This is a genomic window from Neotamlana laminarinivorans (genome assembly GCF_020523925.1).
Lineage (GTDB): Bacteria > Bacteroidota > Bacteroidia > Flavobacteriales > Flavobacteriaceae > Neotamlana > Neotamlana laminarinivorans.
In genome coordinates this window covers 1-295 of sequence record NZ_JAJAPW010000068.1, presented here as the reverse complement: position 1 = coordinate 295, position 295 = coordinate 1, and the positions used below count along the sequence as shown (strand labels likewise).

Genomic DNA, 295 nt, shown 5'->3' with positions numbered 1-295 from the left:
AAAGATAGGCCGGCTTTTAACATGATTAATGAAGCTTTAAAACGAGGCGATATAAAAAAAGGAGGTACTTTAGTAGAAGCTACAAGCGGAAACACAGGAATAGCCTTAGCATTTATATCGAAACTTTTAGGGTTAAATATGGTGTTAATTATGCCCGAAAACTCAACAGAAGAGCGTGTTAAAACCATGCGTGCCTATGGCGCCGAAGTTATTTTAACACCTGCCGATGTTGGTATAGAAGGCTCACGAGATTTAGCCTTTAAACTTAGAGATGAAAAAGGGTATACTTTGTTAA

General features: G+C 37.6%; 1 protein-coding gene. It reads left to right on the top strand.

The genetic code is table 11. The features are described from left to right. The coding region (locus tag LG649_RS16065) for a pyridoxal-phosphate dependent enzyme (RefSeq protein ID WP_226544828.1) at positions 1–295 on the top strand (295 nt) is incomplete at both ends.